Here is a 17,462-nt window from a genome sequence, read left to right on the forward strand (position 1 = left end):
GCCGCAAGGAGAACCAGGCCGTCGTCACGAACGTTGTGCTTCTCGCACTCTCGCTGTTCGTCGCGATCATGCGTTTTGGCCCCTACGCCTTCTAGCGTTTCGGGTCCGGTCACGGAATCCCGTTCGGTTCGGCCGTGAACCACCTATCAATCAGCAATTATCGCAATCCACAATTGTCATCTCACACAGAAAAGAGCACATCATGACCAACGTTTCGATTATCGGTATGGGCAACATGGGCGAAGCCATCTCAGCACTCGTTGAGCGCGGCGGACACACCGTTCAGAAGCTCACCCGCCAGGATGCTTCGGTTCCGGTTAAGGGCGATATCGTCGTACTCGCAGTTCCCTACGCCTCCCTCGACTCCATCGTCGCTGAGCGCGGCGAACAGCTCGCCGGCAAGACCGTCGTTGACATCACCAACCCCGTCAACTTCGAGACCTTCGATGGCCTGACTGTCCCGGCCGACAGCTCCGCGGCTGCTGAGCTTGCCGCCAAGCTCCCGAACTCGAACGTCCTCAAGGCCTTCAACACGAACTTCGGTGCAACTCTCGCTACCGGCAAGGTTGGCGACCTCACCACCAGCGTTCTCATTGCTGGTGATGACCAGGATGCCAAGGCGCAGCTCTCCGACGTTGTGACCGCAAGCGGCGCCAACATCATCGACGCAGGTTCCCTCAAGCGTGCGAGGGAGATGGAGGGCATTGGTTTCCTTCAGATCACCTTCGCGGCAAGCGAGCAGATTGCCTGGACCTCCGGCTTCGGCATCGTGAAGTAACCAGATCAGCGGATCCAAAGGAAGGGCGAGACCAATTGGTCTCGCCCTTTCAGCATGCTTAGCCACCTAACATGAACTCCCAAGCAGTGGGAACCTCGAACACTCCGGGATCCACTATCTGATCAGTCCAGCCTCCCGAGCAGTTGCGACCGCGGCTGTCCTCGAGGACACTCCGAGCTTGGAATAGATGTGCACGAGATGAGTCTTGACCGTGGCGTTGCTGATGTGGAGAATCCTCGCGATGCTCGTGTTCGGCTCACCATCGGCAACGAGCTGAAGAACCTCGGCCTCCCTGCTCGACAGGCTGGTTTGAGGGGATCGCATGCGGGCCATGAGGCGACCCGCAATGGCGGGAGCGAGCGCGGTCTCTCCGGCCGCGGCGGCCTTGATGGCTATGATGAGTTCTTCCGGCGGAGCATCCTTCAGCAGGTAACCGCTGGCGCCCGCCTCGACCGCACTGAGAATGTCCCCGTCGGTGTCGTAGTTGGTCAGCACCAGGACCGCAGGTGCAGGGCTTTGCTGCTTGATGATCCTAGTTGCGTCGGCTCCCGTTTGTTCCGTGCCAAACTGAAGATCCATGAGAACAACATCGGGAACGAGTTCCCTCGCTAAGGAGATCGCCTGGTCCGTGTCCGATGCTTCGCCAACGATGGTGAGCTCAGGATCCGCGGAAATCATGGCTCTGATGCCGGCCCGAACAACGGGATGATCATCGGCAAGAACAACCCGAATCACGGCCCCACCTCTCCATGTGGGAGCGAAACGGTCACGGTCGTTCCGCTCCCCGGAATTGTCTCAATCTCGAGGGTTCCATTGAACTCCTCGACGCGTTGCCTGATGGCGGTGAGACCAAAGGAACCCGTCGGGCTCTTGCCCTCATGTGAACCTTCACCAACTAGGTCAGGATCGAACCCGATCCCATCGTCCGCGACCCTCAGCACCACGCTCTCTGCCGCTTGTTCGAGGGAGATTGCGACGCGCTTGCCGTTCGAGTGCTGGATCGCATTCGATAGCGCTCCCTGAGCGATGCGGAATAGTGCCGTCTGCTCCGCCATCGGCAACACCACCTCAGCCGCCTCGACGTCAATGGTGAATGCGTTGCGATCGGATTGTTCCTTGGCCAATCGGCGCAGTGCTGGCGCAAGCCCACTATTGAGCTGGGGTGGGGTGAGTTCTGCAATGATGTGCCGAGTGTCGGCGAGGCTCGTGGCAGCCGTATCCCTGGCAAGAGTGATGTAGTTGAGCGCCTCGCCCTTACTGTCCCGCTCTGCGGCGGTGAGGAGCATGTGGATGCTGGAAAGCCCTTGAGCGACCGTGTCGTGGATGTCGCGGGCGAGCCTTGCGCGTTCCGCGAGCGCACCCTGCTCTCGTTCCGTTTGCGCCAGTTGCTTGCGTGTGATGAGGAGTTCAGCGAGGAGCTCTTCGCGTTCCTTGGCTTCGCGTTGGAGGGCGCGATAGGCGAGCCCGATGAGGAGGGCGACTCCCGCTCCGATGATGGGACCGATGACCCCTCCGATGGTGAAGCTGGAGTGGAGGCCAAGGGCGACGATAGCGAAGATCGTGGCGAGCACGATGGCGATCGCGCCACCAATGCCCGGGATGACGTGCATGTACAGGAAGAACATGGGGAAGACCATGAACGCCGCCTCAGGACTGAGCCACGTGAGGAGTGCCCACTCAAGCGTGAGTGCAACAATCCACCAGATCCCAGGCGTGCTTGTTGCGGTCCCGGCCCCACTTGTATCTCCAGTCTTGCTGGTCCCGTTTCCCGCTCTACTCACCACGAGCGGCGCTGATGCGTAGGTTGCGAGGAAGGCGACGCCAGTGAAGAGGACGCACGATTTCAGGCCACTATCAACGATGAATGATTGGGCGATGGCAAAGATGAGCAGACCCAGCACGAGAGTGTGCAGGCCGTAACGTAGCCCCGTGAAGACCGGGGCGAGATTCGAGTGATGCATGTCGGCACCAGACTACGCCAGGCGGGGTGACGGCGAATCAACCAAAAGGATGATCGCAAATCCAGTTCTTTAGGCGATGTATCAACTGATCGTGGTCGAAAGACTGATGGGGTGGAGGCGCAGGTTGTGCCCACGGAAAGGTCTTTCATGTTTGTCGCTTGGCGAGAGTTAAGGTTTGCTCGCGGCAGGTTCCTCCTCATCGGTTCTGTCGTTGCCCTCATGACTCTGTTGGTCGGTTTCCTCTCGGGGCTGACGGGCGGGTTGGCGGGGCAGAACATCTCCGCTGTCCTTCAGTTGCCCGGGGACAGGCTCGTTCTCCAGAAACCCACCAGTGACTCGCCCTCGTTCTCTACTTCTGCCATTAGTACCGATGTTGTTTCAACGTGGGAGAACGCCTCCGGGGTCGATGAGGTGATACCGATTGGCATCGCCCAGTCACGTGGAGCCAAGGCTGGTAGCGAGGACCTGACCGGCATGGCACTCTTTGGTCTGCCGAGCGGCAACCAACAGAGAGCACAGGGAGCCGAGTATTCAGACAATGAACTTCACGACCTCGTTCCCTCAGCCGACAACGAGATAGGACTGTCCAGCGGAGTTGCTGAGGACCTTGGCGTTGGGGTCCGTGACTCGGTCACGATCTCAGGATCCACGTACACAGTCAGTGAGGTTGGGGGAGACCTCTGGTACAGCCACACTCCGGTCGTGGTCCTCACTGAGACTGCGTGGAGCTCAATGAATCAGGCCATGGGAGGCACGGGACAGCCAACCGTCCTGGCCGTGACCGGTGATCCCGATTGGGAATCCGTCGCAACTCAGACCGATACGGAGGCCATGACTATCCTCTCGAGCTTGACGGCGCTTGACGCATTCATGTCGGAGATCGGCTCCCTTGGGCTCATGATTGGCATGCTGTTCGGCATCTCCGCGCTCGTTGTTGGCGCCTTCTTCACCGTGTGGACCATGCAGAGGCAGGGAGACATCGCCGTTCTCAAGGCGCTGGGTGCCACAACAGGATCTCTCGTGAAGGACGCCCTTGGGCAGGCATTCATCGTGCTCACAGCAGGCATCGGAGTTGGTCTTCTCGCTGTCGCTGGATTCGGCACTCTCGCCGGTCAAGCTCTCCCGTTCCTTCTCAGCCCGTTAACCACACTTCTACCTGCCCTGATCCTCATGATCCTGGGTCTTGCTGGTGCGGCCTTCGCACTGCGCACCATCACGAAAACCGACCCTCTAACCGCACTTGGGAGCAACCGATGATCGAACTGCAGAATGTCACACTCACGTACACGGATGGGAATAGCCGGATCACAGCCGTCGACAACGTGTCGCTCCGCTGCGAGGACGGGACCCTCATGGGCATCACCGGCCCCTCAGGCTCCGGCAAGTCCTCGCTCCTTGCCATCGCGGCCTCCTTGATTAGACCCGATAGTGGGGGAGTGCTGATCGGCGAGGGAACCGACACCGTCGATGCTGCACAGCTGAGCAAGACCGAGGCAACAGAACTGCGCCGCGAGCGCATCGGCATCGTCTTTCAGCAGTCGAACCTGCTACCGGCTCTCACCGCACGAGAGCAGATCGAAGTCATGGCCCACCTCGGTGGAGCGTCCAAGACCCGCAGATCAACAATTACTTCGCAAGCGAGTGAACTACTCGAGGCTGTGGGACTGACTTCCAGAGCCGACAAGAGGCCGCACCAACTCTCGGGAGGCGAACGCCAGCGCGTCGCCATCGCACGCGCCCTCGTCCGCAGTCCCGAGGTTCTCCTGATCGACGAGCCGACAAGTGCGCTTGATCAGGAGCGCGGTGCAGAAATCATTGAGTTGATCGAGCGGCTGACGCACGAGCGTGGGACGGCCACCCTACTCGTTACTCACGACCTGATTCACAAGGCCGCCTTCGATGAACTCGTGACCGTTGTTGACGGCAGGATCAGGGAAACAGTCGCGGCCTAGGTTGTCAGCATCGCCCACCATCGCCCGAACCAAACGAAAGCGCCAGGCTCATCCTTCTGGCGGGCCCGGCCTACTCTCGACGCTCAATGTGCCCAACGCTCTGTTGTACGGGAATTCTGTTGTAGGGTCGCTCTCATACACGAGGATCTTCGCGTACGCTGATCGCAACGGAGGCGTCAAGACCTGTCAGGTCGACAGCTCATTGGCATACCTTTGTCGTGCGTGGTATTCGATGGACGAGGGAGTTAGGGGAGTGGCTCATGGCGAAGTTCGATGTGAAGAAGGAAGGCCACTATCGGGCGAAGTTGGGAGTCTTTGACCTGATCGAGATCCCAGAACAGACCTACCTCACGATCGACGGAACCGGGGATCCGAATACTGCCCGCGAGTACCAGGACGCGGTGAGTGCTCTGTACCCAATCGCCTATGGCATGAAGTTTGCCAGCAAGAAGGACCTCGATCGCGACTATGTTGTTCCACCGCTCGAGGGACTCTGGTGTGCTGATGACATGGAGTCCTTTACCTCTCGCCGTTCGAAAGACGAGTGGCGGTGGACGATGATGATCATGACTCCGCACTGGATTACCACCGACATGTTCACTCAGGCTCAAGCCAAGGCGATGAGCAAGAAGGACGCCTCCCCGCGGATTGGGGATGTTCGCATGGTGGGTTTGAGCCAGGGGCTCGTCGTCCAAACTCTCCACATCGGCCCATACGATGAGGAGGGACCGATCATCGCAGCCATGCATGAGCACGCGTACTCCCAAGGCCTAACGCTGGCTGGCAAGCACCACGAGATCTACCTCGGTGACCCGAGGAGGACGGCATCCGAGAAACTCAAGACAATCCTTCGACAACCGGTCAAACAACCTCAGTAGACTCACACGTGCCCACGCGAGATGCTGTCACGAGCCCTGACTCGTTCCTCGGGCAGTCGGCAAACCTGTCCGAATTTGATACGTGACGATCATGGCGTAGCCAAGGTGACTTCAACCCAGTTAGATCGTCGTGCGCTGGCTCTCGACTGGGTAATGTTCGAGGCATGTCACGAATGCGAGATGAACTGCTTGTCCAGCGTCCCGATTGGGCCACGCTCCCGAACGAGCTCGATGAGGCGTGGGAATGGATGGAGGGGGAGGGCTACGGCTCTGACTCCGAATCCGGCTACCTCCTGCTCCCATACCCTGGCGACGACGTGCTCGGCCCAATCTTTATGTCGAAGGTGAGCCTTGAAGGCTGGTTCGAGGAAGAAACTCCCGGCCACGACGCACTCCTCCCAATTGCACAAGTCGCGGGCGACGGATCTTTCGCCGCGCTGTGGCGCGAAGAAGACGAACAGGTTCGCGTTGTCCTCTTGACGTCAGACGGCTCTGGCTGCGTTGTCGCAGAAAGCGCACTCGATTTCCTCAAACTCGTGGCTATTGGGTACGACGAACTCCAACCGTTCTTCCTTGGAGTTCCGCCCGCTGAGGAGGAGTCGGTCGACGCTCTTTCCGGTTTCCGCGCCTGGGTTGAAGAAAAGTACCACGTTTCTGTGCCCGAATCATGGCCCTCCGTGGGTGACGATCGATTCTCCGCGTGGCTGGATGCGTCACTTTGCGTCGAGGATGATTCCCAGGCGGTGGATTCCGACACGGTTGGTGGCGACGCCGTTGCCTATGCCGATTTCACCGGCGACGTTGCCTTGCTGCTGCCACTGCTTGGTACGCAAGACGGTCCGGAGCTTGTGGCGCGCTTCTCCGCCATCGTCGGAGTCGAGCTGAAGGACAGCCTCAGCAAGTCAGCCAAACAGCTAGACAAGGTCGGGATCGAGACCGAACGTGACCGCCATGGGCTAGATACCGTGTGGATTGAGTTGGCTTCCTACCCCAGGCCACAAAGCCTCATTAACGGTCTCGACGAGACAGCAACAATGAGCGAGGTACTCAATCTTCTTGGCGAGCCGGCAGAGCAGGGAGGCCAGTGGTTGCTCTACAAGGTTGCCGGAAGGGTCTGCCACCTCGAGTTCGAGGGCGGCTCGCTTTCTATGATCACGCTCATGACGCGTCCCGTCGTGTAAGGGAAGCTATCCGAATGTAGCGAAGGCCATTCTGCTTTGAGTATGTGGTTGTCGCTTGGAATGGCGATCGGAGGACGTAGCCACGACTGGGTGCCTTCACTGCTCAGCTACAAGAGGGTCGTCACTCCAACTAGGCCCTCGCATCGAGTGACTCCCCGACCCTTCAGTCGGGGAGTCACTCATTTTCATATGGGAAGTCCTTCAGTCGCGTCCGCTTTCGATGCGTTTAGGGTTGGTTACTTTCGGTTTCCTCTGCCGCTTCCTTAGCTGTTTCGTCTCATCGGCAAAGTAAGAGCCGCCCTGTAGATGCCAATGAGGTTAATGAGGAGAACGACGGCGATTCCAGCGAAGGCCCAGTAGTGTCCGCGGATCACAAGATTCACCATCAAAACAGTGAAAATTGTGATCGGGATCGTTGTGAGCAGACCGGGAATCAGTCCGAACCTTACCCACATGAAGCCCTGGTAGTAGCCGAACTCGTGGAGCGCCCAGTACCCAGCGAACACTGCCAGGAGCAGCAAGGCCGTCCGCCACCAAACTGGCTCACCAAAGGCGCCGTCCAGTGCTAGTGTCAGTGCGAGCGTCACGGAGATGACGAGCGTCAGGAGGAACGAGAAGCCGATCGCAGACTTGCGAGCATTCGACCAGAGAGCGGTGCGGGTGATGCCCGCACCGAGGTAGGAACGGAACTCCGTGGCAGTCACGATACCGACCACGAGAACGAAGATTGCTCCCGCCCCAATCGCCCACGCGGCCACGCCCAGGTATTCCAGATCAGAACTGACCTTGAGGATATTCGGGAGGAAGTTGTCCTGGTTTGCGCCGAGGACGTTGAAGGGCAGGGTCTCGACCGAGAGGATGGCGATGGCGAGGACCGCGACAATCCATCCGAGCATCGGGATGACGGCCTTGCCCTCTGCCTTATCGATCGCATCCGAAAGTCGTGCGTGAGTATTCATCGAGTTGTGTTTAGTGGTTTCGGCGGCCGGGTAGCGTCGTCACCATGCGGTGCGCGGCAACAACGGTGAAGATGAGGGCGGCTACGGTGGCGAGCCAGGTGATGGCGTTCCACGATCCGGGTGCCTCGTTGTCCTGCAGTGCGAGCACACCAATCACGAGCGCAACGTAGGCGATGATCGCGACGGATGCTGGGATCCAGTGGTGGCGGACGTAGAGCATGCAGGCGAAGTAGCCGACCTCGTAGCCAACCAGGAAAGAAGCGAACGTGCCCAGTGCCCACCAGACCACCTGAGCAAGGCTCAGTCCCGCCATCCCCCCATCCAGCAGAATCGCGACGAGAAAACCGGCGATGGCGATGAGCCACAGGCACGCGGCCATGACGACGTTCGTGCGCCGATCATCCAACCAGGATGCCTGTCGCGTGACCCCTGCTCCCACGTAGGAGAGCGTTTCCGCTGCCGTCACGATGCCGACAACCATGTTGACGAAGGCGAAGGTCGGCATGAGACCGAGCGTGAGCGGCACGTAGCGCAGGCCTTCTGCCTGGTCGAGCCAGAAGTAGCCGACCTCGTTTTCCGCGAGGAACGTATTGATCCAGCCCTGTGGAATGAACGTGATGGCGATGAAGAGCGCCGCAACGACCACCGTGATCGTGACCGTGGTCCAGACGAAGCTTCGCGTGTCGAACCGTGACATCCTGCGATAGATCGCGACGTGTGTCATGGCATGCTCCTCTTGGTCAGGCCGATGAGAACATCGGTCAGCGTTGCCTGCTTACCGTCCGTGCCGTGCTTGATGCGGAGCTCATCCGCATTGCCGGAAGCAACGAGCTCGCCCCGATCAATGATGAGCACGTCCTCGATGATGTTCTCGATCTCGCCGACGAGATGGGAGGAGAGGATGATCGTGCGAGGGTGGCTGGCAAACTCCTCAAGCATCGTGTCGTAGAACTCCTGCCGTACCACCACGTCCATGCCCAAGTGCACCTCATCGAAGATCGTGAGGTCCGCGCGGGATGCGAGACCCAGTGCTGCCGTGAACGCGGACTGCTGACCGCGGGACAGGGACGAGTAGTTCTCCTTCTCGCTCAGCCCCCACATGGTCATGAGATCCCCGTAGAGATCGGCGTCCCAGTTCAGTCGTACAAGGCTCCACAGTTCCGCGGTTCTCTTGAGCCTTGAGTCAATGAAGATCGAGGTCGAATCGGACACGAGGACCGTGTTCGGCATGATCTCGGGATCCTCCCACGGACTCCGTCCACCCACGGTCAGCCTGCCACCCGCCTTCATCTGACCCGAGAGCAGCATGGCGAGAGTGGACTTGCCCGAACCGTTGCGTCCGAGCAGTCCCGTGATTGTTCCAGCTGGAATCTCGGCCGAGATGTTCTTCAATGCCTGCTTCTTCCCGTAGGAGTAGGACACGTCGGTCATGGAAATTGCGTACGTCATGATTCGTCCTTCAGGATCGTGGTCACAAGGGTGAGGATGTCTGTGGGGGATAGGCCAAGAGCTCGGCCGGCCCGGATGGCGGGAGCGAGGGTGTCCTCCCGGAAAGATGCACGACCAGCCTGCGTGAGCTCCTCGTGAGCATTCGGAGTGATGAACATTCCGATGCCCCTGCGTTTCTCGACAATCCCTTCCTCCACCAGGATGTTGAACGCCTTATTGGCGGTCGCGGGATTGATGCGATACGTGGTCGAGTACTGAGTCGTGGACATGAGCTGGTCACCTGCCTTGAGTTCTCCGGCAACAACACGCTGCCGGATATCATCCGCAATCTGGATGTAGATGGGAGTCTGAGACGAGAAGTCCATGACCACCTCCTTGGTTAGTTGCATGACTAATTAACCAAAGAACCAACGCGCTGTCAATGGCTGTTGTCATCATCTCGGGACGAGTCGCTCCGGAACGCATCCATGTCAGCTCCACAAAACGTTGATTTCCCGCCTAAAAGTACCCACCAGAGTCCAGCTCAATGAGTGCGCGAGTGGCGTCAAGGGATCCTGGATTTGGCGTGTCGCGACCCGCGAGCTGAAAGGGAAGTTCATGACTAAGGTTCGCTACCCAGGTTCGTGACAAGCACCGAGTAGGATGATCGAATGCTTGAATCTGTCATTGAAAGCCTGCGCAACTACGACCCTCCTCAAGAGGATCAGAAAACAGCCAAGGCTTCATATCTCGAACGTGTCGAGGACCTCGGGGAGAAGATGCTGTGGAAGCCTCTCGATTCCCAGCACATCACCGCCTCCTGCTTCGTCTTTTCCACGGACCTCACCAAGGTGCTTCTCACGTTCCACAAGAAGGGCCAGTTCTGGGTCCAGTTCGGTGGGCACCTCGAAGAGGAAGATCGCGACCTTCCCAGCGCAGCCCTGCGCGAGGCCACCGAGGAAAGCGGGATCGATGGGCTCTCCCTCACCGGCAGCATTGTCGATCTCAACATGCACGAACTGCATGGCGGTTTCTCCTGTGCGGCGCACTGGGACGTCGGCTACGTAGCCCTCGTCGACGGTGACACCGACTACGTCGTCTCTGACGAGAGCGAGAACGTTGCCTGGTGGCCCATCGATGATCTTCCCGCCGGAATCACCCGGGACCTGCCAAAGCGCATCGAACACGCATTGTCGGCCCTGAAACTCCAGCAATCGCGATGAGTAGCCATCGTGACCACTAGCTCAGTAGACACAGAATCGGCGGGACGTGGTGTCCCGCCGATTCCTTTACTCAACTGCTTGATGTTCACGCAGTACTGCTTGATGAACGTTCGGTAGCTCGTGCGTTGTCAATCTCGCCGAGAACCTGCGATCTCCTACTTGCGGCGCGCGAGGATCTCCTCCGTTGCGTCGACGATGGCGGAGATGAGTTCGCTGTCGCCACTGAGCTCGGGTGCCACGTAGTCGAGAACAACGGATGCGTTCTCACTCATGTCTCCACCAAGCCTTGAGCTGACCTTGTCTGCGTTCTTGTCGGCAACGGGTGCGCCGTTGCCGAGCAGGTGCAGGAGCCACGCCGCAACCGCCTTGATGGCGGAGGCGGGGAGGTAGCAGGCCTTCCGTTGGTTGATGAGCGTGGGGCGATGCGAACTGGGATCTTCTGGGATCCGTCGTGCGCGATCTGGGCGAGCAGGTGGCGGATGTTCGGGTTCTCGTAGCGTGCGAGGAGCGCCTTGGCGTAGTCCTCCCACTCGACCGAGAGGCCGGCACCGGCTTCCTTCCACCAGTTTTCAACCCAGCCGCGAACAACCGGGTCACCAATCGCATCGGCCACAGTCTCGTGTCTGAGGATCGGTGCCGCGTAGGCCATGAGGGAGTGGGAGCCATTCAGCATCCACAGCTTGCGCTGCTCGTACGGTTCCACGTCCTCAACGATCTGGGCTCCCGCGGACTCCCAGTTCGGGCGGCCCGCCGGGAAGTCACCGGAGATGACCCACTCGGAGAAGGGCTCCGTTGGTACGGGGGAGTTGTCGGTGTAGCCCTGTGCCTTCTCAGCCCCCGCCTTGTCCTCGTCGGAGGTCGCGGGGGTGATGCGGTCGACCATGCAGGTGGCCCACGAAACGTTCTCACCCATGCACTCCAGAAGCGACTCGTCAACCTCGCGAGCAGCATCGGACACAACCTTCGAGAAGGCGGCACCGTTGTCGGGCAGGTTGTCGCACGGCAGGATCGTGAGAACGCCGCTTCCTGCCGCACGGCGTGCCAGCAGGCCGGCCAGGATCTTCGCGGGTGCGGTTGCCAGTTCCACGGAACCGAGCTCGCTCACGTCCGTACCCCGAAGGGTCTCGAGGTCGCTCGCGACCGAGTCGTCCTCCAGGTCGAGTGAGCCATCGGGGCGGCGGCAGTAGCCGACCTCGGTCACGGTCGATGTTACGATCGAGAGTTCCGGGGAACGGAAGTACTCGACGAACGACTCGAAGTCGGAGGCGGAATGGACGGCGGTCACGGAGGAGATGACCTCGTAGGTGTTGCCGGCGGCCTCCTTGGTGATGAGGGTGTAGAGACCGTCCTGCGGGGTCAGCAGCTCCGCCATCAGCGGCCTGCGTCCCGTGAAGGCGGCGATGCCCCACTGGTCCGCATCCTCCGCGTGTTCCGTGTACCAGGCCTGGTGCGCCCTCGTGAAGTTACCGAGGCCCACGTGGAGGATCTTGACCGGCGCGGCCGGCCTGCCATAGTTCTCTCGTGTCAGTTGGGTGTTCATAGCTTGAAAACCTTTCGCGGCTGGGTGGAAACAAGATCGATGGCGGTCTCGAAGGCCTCATCGAGGTCGAGGCGGTGCTCCGCGACAAGGTTGCCGAGGAAGGCGGAGTCGACGCGGCGGGACAGGTCGTGACGTGCCGGGATCGAGCAGAACGCGCGGGTGTCGTCGATGAAGCCCGAGGTCTTGTAGAACCCTGCGTATCCCGTGACGGAGCGGCGGTAGCGCATGATCGCATCGACCTCGTCAATGAACCACCAGGGCGCGCCGACGTAGACGGAGCGGTAGTAGCCTGCCAGCGGCGCCAGCTCACGGGAGTAGACCGTCTCGTCCATGGTGAAGATGACGAGGTGGAAGCCGTCCACGTTGCCGTACGCGTCGAGAAGGGGCTGGAGGTCCTTCGTGAACTGGATGGCGTAGGGAACGTCGCCACCGACGTCGGCACCGAACTTCGCCTGCGCCTTCGTGTCGTGGTTGCGGTACACGCCCGGGTGGAGGGTCATGACGAGACCGTCCTCGGTGGCGAGCTTGGCCTGATCGTTGATCATGTGGCGGCGCAACCGATCAGCGTCCGCCTGCTCGATCGTGCCCGTGCGTGCCTGCGCGTACAGGGTCTCTGCCCTAGCATCGGATAGGCGTGCCGTGCCAGCATCGGCGTGCGAATGGTCGGAGGAGACCGCGCCGTGGTCCTTGAAGTACTGGCGGCGGGTCCTCATGGCCGCGACGTTGCCCGCGTAGGTGTCGACGTTGACACCCGTGACCTCTCCGAGCCTGTCGGTCAGCTCATTCCAGTTCGGGCGGCCCGGCTCGAGGTACGCATCGGGACGGAACGTCGGAGCCACGGTCGAGTTCCAGGTTGGATCGGCAATGAGCTTCGCGTGACCCGACAGATCCGAGCAGGGATCGTCCGTGGTGGCGATGGCGGCGATGTTGAAGCGCTCGTAGAGGGCGCGGGGGCGGAACTCGGGGGTGGCGAGCTTGCCCGCGATCTGGTCGTAGATCTCGTCAGCGGTCTCTGCGCTGGGTCGAACACGAACGTCGAACAGGTCGTAGAACTCCTGCTCAAACCAGTACCGGACCGGGGTGCCGCGGAAGTACTTCCAGTTCTCACAGAGCTTGCGGAACGCGTTGCGGGCCTGCTCCTCGGTCAGGTCGGTGCCGACGGGAACGCCGAGGTCGGCGAGGTCGACTCCGCCGGCTCCGTGCAGCATCCGGTTCGTGTAGTGATCCGGGGTCAGAAGCAGGCTCGTGGGGTCGGAGAACGGAAAGTCGTCCGCAAGCCACTCAACGGGCACGTGTCCGTGCGGGGAAATGATGGGCAGATCGGCAATCTGCTGGTAGATTTCGCGAGTAATATCGCGGGTTCTGGGATCGGCTGGGAACAGCCGGTCGGGATTGAGCTCGAGCGGAGCCCGGGATGAATTCTGCGTCGTCATCACTGTTCCTTCATTGGTGGTGTTGGTTTCGAGTGGGGAACCGGTCCGACGCTTTCCCGGAGAAAGACGTTCATCGGCACGACAACCGTCTTGGGTGCCTGCTTCGATCGGTTCTGAAGTTGGTAGATGAGGGTGCGGGCGGCCCGCACACCCAGCATGTTCGGTGGGGTTGCGACAGTGGTGAGGGTCGGGGTCGTGAGCGCCGTCGTGATCGTGTTGTCCATGCCGACCACGGACACGTCACCGGGAACATTGAATCCGGCGTTCTGAACGGCCTTCATGAAACCGATGGCGAGCAGGTCGTTGTAGGCCATGACCGCGGAGTACTGCTGGCGGATCCAGACCTTGGCGGCCGACATGCCACCCGTGAGGGATGGTGGGTAGGGTCCCGTCCTGCGGAGGGAAATGTCGACCTCCTCGCAGGACTCGGTCAGCGCGCGCCAGCGCACCCCATCGGCCCACGAGGATTCCGGGCCCGCCAGGTACATGAGGCGGCGATGGTTGTGGCTGGCGAGCAGCTCCACGGCCTGCCTGATGCCGCGATCCGTGTCGGGCAGGATCGATGGCACGCCGCGAACATCGCGGTTGATGGCGACAACGGGGCGGACCTTGACGATCTGGTTGATCGTCGAGTCACTCATGCGAGACGACGTGAGGACGACGCCATCGACGAGATGAAGGATGCGTTCGATCGACTGTCGTTCAGCAGTATCGGACTCCTGAGAGTCGATGAGGAGCGTCGTGTACCCCTGCATGCTCGCCTCCTGCTGGAAGCCCCGCATGATGTGGGTGAGGAACGGGTTGTTGATGTCAGACACGACGAAGGCGAGGATCTTCGAGGCCTTGCCCGTGTCGAGGCGGGCGGGGGACTGGGAGCGATACCCGAGCTCCTCGGCCACCTCGTAGATCTTCTTCGAGGTCTCAGCGTTGACGCGGCCGGGACGGGAGAAGGCACGGGACACCGTCGAGGGTGCGACCCCTGCTTCCTTGGCCACGTCGTAGATCGTGACCCGCTTACGCGGCTCTGAGGGCTCGTGGCTCAAGGTGTCATCCATCAATTTCGTCTCCCCTCGGTGCCGCGATCTGTGCGGCCAGATGTCCAGCGCCATAGCCGTTGTCGATGTTGACGACAGAGACACCGGGGGAGCAGGAGTTCAGCATTCCCAGAAGGGCTGCCACTCCACCAAACGACGCACCGTACCCAACAGAGGTCGGAACCGCCACAACGGGGCACGTCACGAGTCCCGCAACGACCGACGCGAGGGCCCCTTCCATGCCGGCCACGACAACGATGACCCGTGCCTTCCGCAGGGTGTCCCGGTGGGCAAGGATGCGATCAAGTCCCGCCACGCCAACGTCGACGATTTCCGTGACGTTCCGTCCCAGGTAGCGCGCCGTGAGTGCGGCCTCCTGAGCGACCGGCAAATCGGATGTGCCGGCGCATGCAACGATAACGCTGTCCCCGACGGCCTCGGGAAACTCCCCGGGCCACGCAAGGATCCGCGCAGTCTCGTGCCAATTTGCACCGGGCAGGACGTCCTTGACTGCCTCGGCCTTCTCGGGTGTCATGCGGGTGAAGAGAACGGTTCCGAGATCGTGTCCCTCACCGGACTTGGTCTTCCACCTGCGTGCGATCTCGACGCACTGCTCAAGGGACTTGCCCTCGGCGAGAACGGCCTCGGGGTAGCCGCGGCGGTTGTAGCGCTCGAAGTCCAGGTTTGCCACCTCGCTCATGCTCCCTCCGGCCTGCGGGACAGGCTCTGCATGGTGAAGGCCCCGGACTGGATGCCGTGCAGATCGAAAGTCACGTGGTTGAATCCTGCAGCCTTGACGCCCTTGAGGACATCGAGGCGAAGCTCATCGTCCGCAATCCTTCCGATCTCGTCGCTGGGGACCTCGATGCGGGCGACGGTGCCGTGGTGGCGGACCTGGCAGTCGGTAAACCCTGCAGCCAACACAACGTCCTCCGCCACATCGATCGCGCGGAGCTTCTCCGCGATCACTTCCTGGCCGTGCGGAATCCGGGAGGCCAGACAGGGAGCCGCGGGCTTCAGAGCCGAACTCAACCCAAGGGTCGAAGCGATCTCACGCACCTGCGCCCTGGTGATGCTCGCGGTTGCGAGCGGGTAAAGCACGGAATGCTCGCGTGCGGCCCTACCGCCGGGACGATCAGGGCGCTTCGAATCATCCGCATTCTCGCCGTAGGCGATGACACCAAGGTCGTGATCCTCGGCTGCGTGATCATCGAACTGGGTGAAGAGCTCATCCTTGCAGAAGTAACAGCGATCGACGTCGTTCTTCCGGTAGTCATCGTTCGTGATCTCGTGCCTCTCGATCTCCTCAACCACGAGCCCGAGCTGTTCCGCCTGACGGTGGGCGAGGGTGCGCTCGCGTGCCGCGAGCGAGGGCGAAACGCCAAGAAGCAGGACCGTGCGTTCTGTTCCGACTGCGCGCGCCACGAGCGCTCCAAGGACCGCCGAGTCGACGCCGCCGGAGTAGGCGATGCCGATGCGGGGTCGGGATACGTTCCCCAATGCCTCGACAACCTCACAACCGACGTGAGCCGCGAGTTCCTCAAGACGGTCCGGTAGCGGCCTGGTCAGGTCAATGGCGGCGGGGGATAGTGTGTCAGAGTCATGCTGCAACCCCCATTTCCGCTCCTTCGCGGCCGTGGTTAGCCAAAATGTGAGTCATTGCGCTCCCTTGCACGTGATGTGAGTATTCCAGCAGTCGGTGGCGACCTGGTGGCAACATTGCCAGAAGTTGCATGGAACTCACATGCGAAAGCCGAAGGATCGGCGAAATGGTGGGCCCGGGTGAGTGGCAACCACTTGTCACTCACCCGCCATTCCCCACCTCGTCCGGTTGCCGTTGCCGTGCGGGGTGGGATCTACCTAGCGCTGGACGCGGGCGTTGCCGGACCAGATGGCCCAGACCTGCGCCTCGTCGGCGGGTGCTCCGTAGTCGGTGAGCGAGGTGGCCGCGAGCGCGCCCGTTGCCCACCCGAATTGCATGCACTTCTCGGGCTCCCAGCCCTGGAGGATGCCGTAGAGGACGCCGCCGATGGAGCCGTCGCCACCGCCGATGCGGTCAAGGACGTCGATGTCGCGCAGCGGCGCAACGTTGAACTCTCCCTCGCCCCACAGAATCATGCCCCACTTGTGGTGGTTGGCGGACACAACCTCGCGCAGGGAGGTGCCGATGTACTTTGCATCGGGGTATGCCTCCTGGATGCGTCCGATCATCTCCTTGAAGCCCTCGATCTCGGCGTCGATGTCCTCGCCGCCAGCCTCGGGTCCCTGGATGCCGAGGCATAGCTGGAAGTCCTCCTCGTTGCCGTAGAGGATGTCGCAGAGCTGCGCGATCTCGTGGAACGCCTTGGAGAGTTCCTCTTCGTGGCCCTTCCAGAAGGTGGCGCGGTAGTTGAGGTCGAAGGATATGGCGGTGCCGTGCTCCTTTGCCTTCTTCGCAACTTCAACGCAGAAAGCGGAGGTCTTGGGGGAGAGGGCTGCGACGAGTCCGGAGAGGTGGAGGATCTTGACGCCCTCGTCCTTGAAGAGGCGGTCGAGATCGAAATCATTGACGTCAAGCTCGAGGCCGACCTCGCCGGAACGATCGTTCCAGACGCGGGGTGCGCGACCGCCGAAACCGGAGTCGGCAACGTTGAACTGGTGACGGTATCCCCACGCATCGCCCTGGGGCACGTCTGGGCCTTCGAAGGCCATGCCACGGCGCTTGAGGTCGGACTTGATGAGGAGGGAGATGGGGGAGCCCTCGACGAAGTTGGTCAGCACCTTGGTGGGTTCACCGAGGTAGGAAGATACGGAGGCAACATTGGTCTCTGCGGACGTTGCGTGCATGATGAAGCGGTCGGATGTGTGGACTGGCTGGCGTCCCTCTGGAGTGATGCGAACACCAATGGAAGTGGGGACAACCATGGACCAGCGAGCATCTTCACGGAGTTGCATTAAATTCCTCGTCTCTGAGTTTGATGATGAGTTTGATGATGAGTTTGAGTAGTTGTGTCGTATTCGGATCCGTACTGATGGTCAACAGTGTTCAACGATGTGTCGGAATGTCCCGCGTCAAGTAGTTGGCAGGTTTTCTTTGATTTCGAAGTTGGGGATGG

General features: G+C 60.8%; 18 protein-coding genes. 6 read left to right on the forward strand and 12 right to left on the reverse strand.

Features of this window, described 5'->3' with window-relative positions; all coding sequences use genetic code 11:
• Positions 1-202 precede the first annotated feature (202 nt).
• Entirely contained in the window at positions 203-778 is a 576-nt protein-coding gene (locus QMB98_RS06020; RefSeq protein ID WP_371684778.1) for an NADPH-dependent F420 reductase, read from the forward strand.
• Between the two features lie 114 nt (positions 779-892).
• Here QMB98_RS06020 and QMB98_RS06025 read toward each other — a convergent pair whose 3' ends face one another.
• Together QMB98_RS06025 and QMB98_RS06030 are read right to left on the reverse strand one after the other, a co-directional pair.
• A complete protein-coding gene (locus QMB98_RS06025; protein WP_371684779.1) occupies positions 893-1,513 on the reverse strand; it encodes a response regulator in 621 nt (206 codons plus the stop codon).
• Positions 1,510-2,739 (reverse strand): sensor histidine kinase, encoded by a 1,230-nt coding sequence (locus tag QMB98_RS06030; protein WP_371684780.1) that lies wholly within the window; start codon positions 2,737-2,739, stop codon positions 1,510-1,512. Before QMB98_RS06030 ends, QMB98_RS06025 begins: the two co-directional genes overlap by 4 nt.
• A gap of 147 nt (positions 2,740-2,886) precedes the next feature.
• Here QMB98_RS06030 and QMB98_RS06035 point away from each other — a divergent pair, with 147 nt between their 5' ends.
• The 4 genes from QMB98_RS06035 (at position 2,887) to QMB98_RS06050 (ending at position 6,750) form a co-directional block, all read left to right on the forward strand.
• Positions 2,887-3,996, forward strand: a complete 1,110-nt coding sequence (locus tag QMB98_RS06035) for an ABC transporter permease (RefSeq protein WP_371684781.1) — start codon at positions 2,887-2,889, stop codon at positions 3,994-3,996.
• Positions 3,993-4,691, forward strand: coding sequence for an ABC transporter ATP-binding protein (locus QMB98_RS06040; RefSeq protein WP_371684782.1), 699 nt, complete (start codon positions 3,993-3,995; stop codon positions 4,689-4,691). Before QMB98_RS06035 ends, QMB98_RS06040 begins: the two co-directional genes overlap by 4 nt.
• Before the next feature lie 260 nt (positions 4,692-4,951).
• A complete protein-coding gene (locus QMB98_RS06045; protein ID WP_371684783.1) occupies positions 4,952-5,569 on the forward strand; it encodes a GyrI-like domain-containing protein in 618 nt (205 codons plus the stop codon).
• A gap of 164 nt (positions 5,570-5,733) precedes the next feature.
• The gene (locus tag QMB98_RS06050) at positions 5,734-6,750 is read left to right on the forward strand and encodes a hypothetical protein (protein WP_371684784.1); all 1,017 of its coding nucleotides are present in this window, start codon (positions 5,734-5,736) and stop codon (positions 6,748-6,750) included.
• Positions 6,751-7,013: 263 nt separating this feature from the next.
• Here QMB98_RS06050 and QMB98_RS06055 read toward each other — a convergent pair whose 3' ends face one another.
• From QMB98_RS06055 to QMB98_RS06070, 4 genes are read right to left on the reverse strand one after another with little or no spacing between them, the layout of a single operon-like run.
• On the reverse strand, positions 7,014-7,709 hold the full coding sequence (locus QMB98_RS06055; RefSeq protein WP_371684785.1) for a hypothetical protein: 696 nt from the start codon (positions 7,707-7,709) through the stop codon (positions 7,014-7,016).
• A gap of 10 nt (positions 7,710-7,719) precedes the next feature.
• Complete coding sequence (locus tag QMB98_RS06060; protein ID WP_371684786.1) at positions 7,720-8,433, reverse strand: hypothetical protein; 714 nt, start codon at positions 8,431-8,433, stop codon at positions 7,720-7,722.
• Positions 8,430-9,158, reverse strand: a complete 729-nt coding sequence (locus tag QMB98_RS06065; protein WP_371684787.1) for an ATP-binding cassette domain-containing protein — start codon at positions 9,156-9,158, stop codon at positions 8,430-8,432. The genes QMB98_RS06060 and QMB98_RS06065 overlap by 4 nt, the downstream gene beginning before the upstream one ends.
• Positions 9,155-9,529 (reverse strand): GntR family transcriptional regulator, encoded by a 375-nt coding sequence (locus tag QMB98_RS06070; RefSeq protein ID WP_371684795.1) that lies wholly within the window; start codon positions 9,527-9,529, stop codon positions 9,155-9,157. Before QMB98_RS06070 ends, QMB98_RS06065 begins: the two co-directional genes overlap by 4 nt.
• 279 nt (positions 9,530-9,808) lie before the next feature.
• On the opposite strand from QMB98_RS06070, the gene QMB98_RS06075 reads away from it, so the two are divergent.
• Positions 9,809-10,360 (forward strand): NUDIX hydrolase, encoded by a 552-nt coding sequence (locus tag QMB98_RS06075; protein ID WP_371684788.1) that lies wholly within the window; start codon positions 9,809-9,811, stop codon positions 10,358-10,360.
• A gap of 268 nt (positions 10,361-10,628) precedes the next feature.
• Here the strand turns inward: QMB98_RS06075 and QMB98_RS06080 are convergent, their stop codons facing one another.
• From QMB98_RS06080 to QMB98_RS06105, 6 genes are all read right to left on the reverse strand, one after another.
• Positions 10,629-11,900, reverse strand: coding sequence for a mannitol dehydrogenase family protein (locus QMB98_RS06080; protein WP_371684789.1), 1,272 nt, complete (start codon positions 11,898-11,900; stop codon positions 10,629-10,631).
• Positions 11,897-13,333: a glucuronate isomerase gene (gene uxaC / locus QMB98_RS06085; protein WP_371684790.1), complete on the reverse strand. Its 1,437-nt coding sequence runs from the start codon at positions 13,331-13,333 to the stop codon at positions 11,897-11,899. The genes QMB98_RS06080 and uxaC overlap by 4 nt, the downstream gene beginning before the upstream one ends.
• Positions 13,333-14,388 (reverse strand): LacI family DNA-binding transcriptional regulator, encoded by a 1,056-nt coding sequence (locus QMB98_RS06090; RefSeq protein WP_371684791.1) that lies wholly within the window; start codon positions 14,386-14,388, stop codon positions 13,333-13,335. The genes uxaC and QMB98_RS06090 overlap by 1 nt, the downstream gene beginning before the upstream one ends.
• Complete coding sequence (gene larB / locus QMB98_RS06095) at positions 14,381-15,067, reverse strand: nickel pincer cofactor biosynthesis protein LarB (RefSeq protein WP_371684792.1); 687 nt, start codon at positions 15,065-15,067, stop codon at positions 14,381-14,383. The genes QMB98_RS06090 and larB overlap by 8 nt, the downstream gene beginning before the upstream one ends.
• Positions 15,064-15,978, reverse strand: coding sequence for an ATP-dependent sacrificial sulfur transferase LarE (gene larE / locus QMB98_RS06100; RefSeq protein WP_371684793.1), 915 nt, complete (start codon positions 15,976-15,978; stop codon positions 15,064-15,066). The genes larB and larE overlap by 4 nt, the downstream gene beginning before the upstream one ends.
• 249 nt (positions 15,979-16,227) lie before the next feature.
• Positions 16,228-17,301 (reverse strand): PfkB family carbohydrate kinase, encoded by a 1,074-nt coding sequence (locus QMB98_RS06105; RefSeq protein ID WP_371684794.1) that lies wholly within the window; start codon positions 17,299-17,301, stop codon positions 16,228-16,230.
• Positions 17,302-17,462: the final 161 nt, after the last annotated feature.

The sequence above is a fragment of the Flaviflexus sp. genome, from assembly GCF_041440645.1.
Taxonomy (GTDB): Bacteria; Actinomycetota; Actinomycetes; order Actinomycetales; family Actinomycetaceae; genus Flaviflexus.

What these genes read in the sequence shown, in the direction of transcription:
- QMB98_RS06020 (WP_371684778.1), top strand. Translation starts at nt 203, where the DNA reads ATGACCAACGTTTCGATTATCGGTATGGGCAACATGGGCGAAGCCATC.
- QMB98_RS06030 (WP_371684780.1), bottom strand. Translation starts at nt 2,739, where the DNA reads ATGCATCACTCGAATCTCGCCCCGGTCTTCACGGGGCTACGTTACGGC.
- QMB98_RS06035 (WP_371684781.1), top strand. Translation starts at nt 2,887, where the DNA reads ATGTTTGTCGCTTGGCGAGAGTTAAGGTTTGCTCGCGGCAGGTTCCTC.
- QMB98_RS06040 (WP_371684782.1), top strand. Translation starts at nt 3,993, where the DNA reads ATGATCGAACTGCAGAATGTCACACTCACGTACACGGATGGGAATAGC.
- QMB98_RS06045 (WP_371684783.1), top strand. Translation starts at nt 4,952, where the DNA reads ATGGCGAAGTTCGATGTGAAGAAGGAAGGCCACTATCGGGCGAAGTTG.
- QMB98_RS06050 (WP_371684784.1), top strand. Translation starts at nt 5,734, where the DNA reads ATGTCACGAATGCGAGATGAACTGCTTGTCCAGCGTCCCGATTGGGCC.
- QMB98_RS06055 (WP_371684785.1), bottom strand. Translation starts at nt 7,709, where the DNA reads ATGAATACTCACGCACGACTTTCGGATGCGATCGATAAGGCAGAGGGC.
- QMB98_RS06060 (WP_371684786.1), bottom strand. Translation starts at nt 8,433, where the DNA reads ATGACACACGTCGCGATCTATCGCAGGATGTCACGGTTCGACACGCGA.
- QMB98_RS06065 (WP_371684787.1), bottom strand. Translation starts at nt 9,158, where the DNA reads ATGACGTACGCAATTTCCATGACCGACGTGTCCTACTCCTACGGGAAG.
- QMB98_RS06075 (WP_371684788.1), top strand. Translation starts at nt 9,809, where the DNA reads ATGCTTGAATCTGTCATTGAAAGCCTGCGCAACTACGACCCTCCTCAA.
- QMB98_RS06080 (WP_371684789.1), bottom strand. Translation starts at nt 11,900, where the DNA reads ATGAACACCCAACTGACACGAGAGAACTATGGCAGGCCGGCCGCGCCG.
- uxaC (WP_371684790.1), bottom strand. Translation starts at nt 13,333, where the DNA reads ATGACGACGCAGAATTCATCCCGGGCTCCGCTCGAGCTCAATCCCGAC.
- QMB98_RS06090 (WP_371684791.1), bottom strand. Translation starts at nt 14,388, where the DNA reads ATGGATGACACCTTGAGCCACGAGCCCTCAGAGCCGCGTAAGCGGGTC.
- larB (WP_371684792.1), bottom strand. Translation starts at nt 15,067, where the DNA reads ATGAGCGAGGTGGCAAACCTGGACTTCGAGCGCTACAACCGCCGCGGC.
- QMB98_RS06105 (WP_371684794.1), bottom strand. Translation starts at nt 17,301, where the DNA reads ATGCAACTCCGTGAAGATGCTCGCTGGTCCATGGTTGTCCCCACTTCC.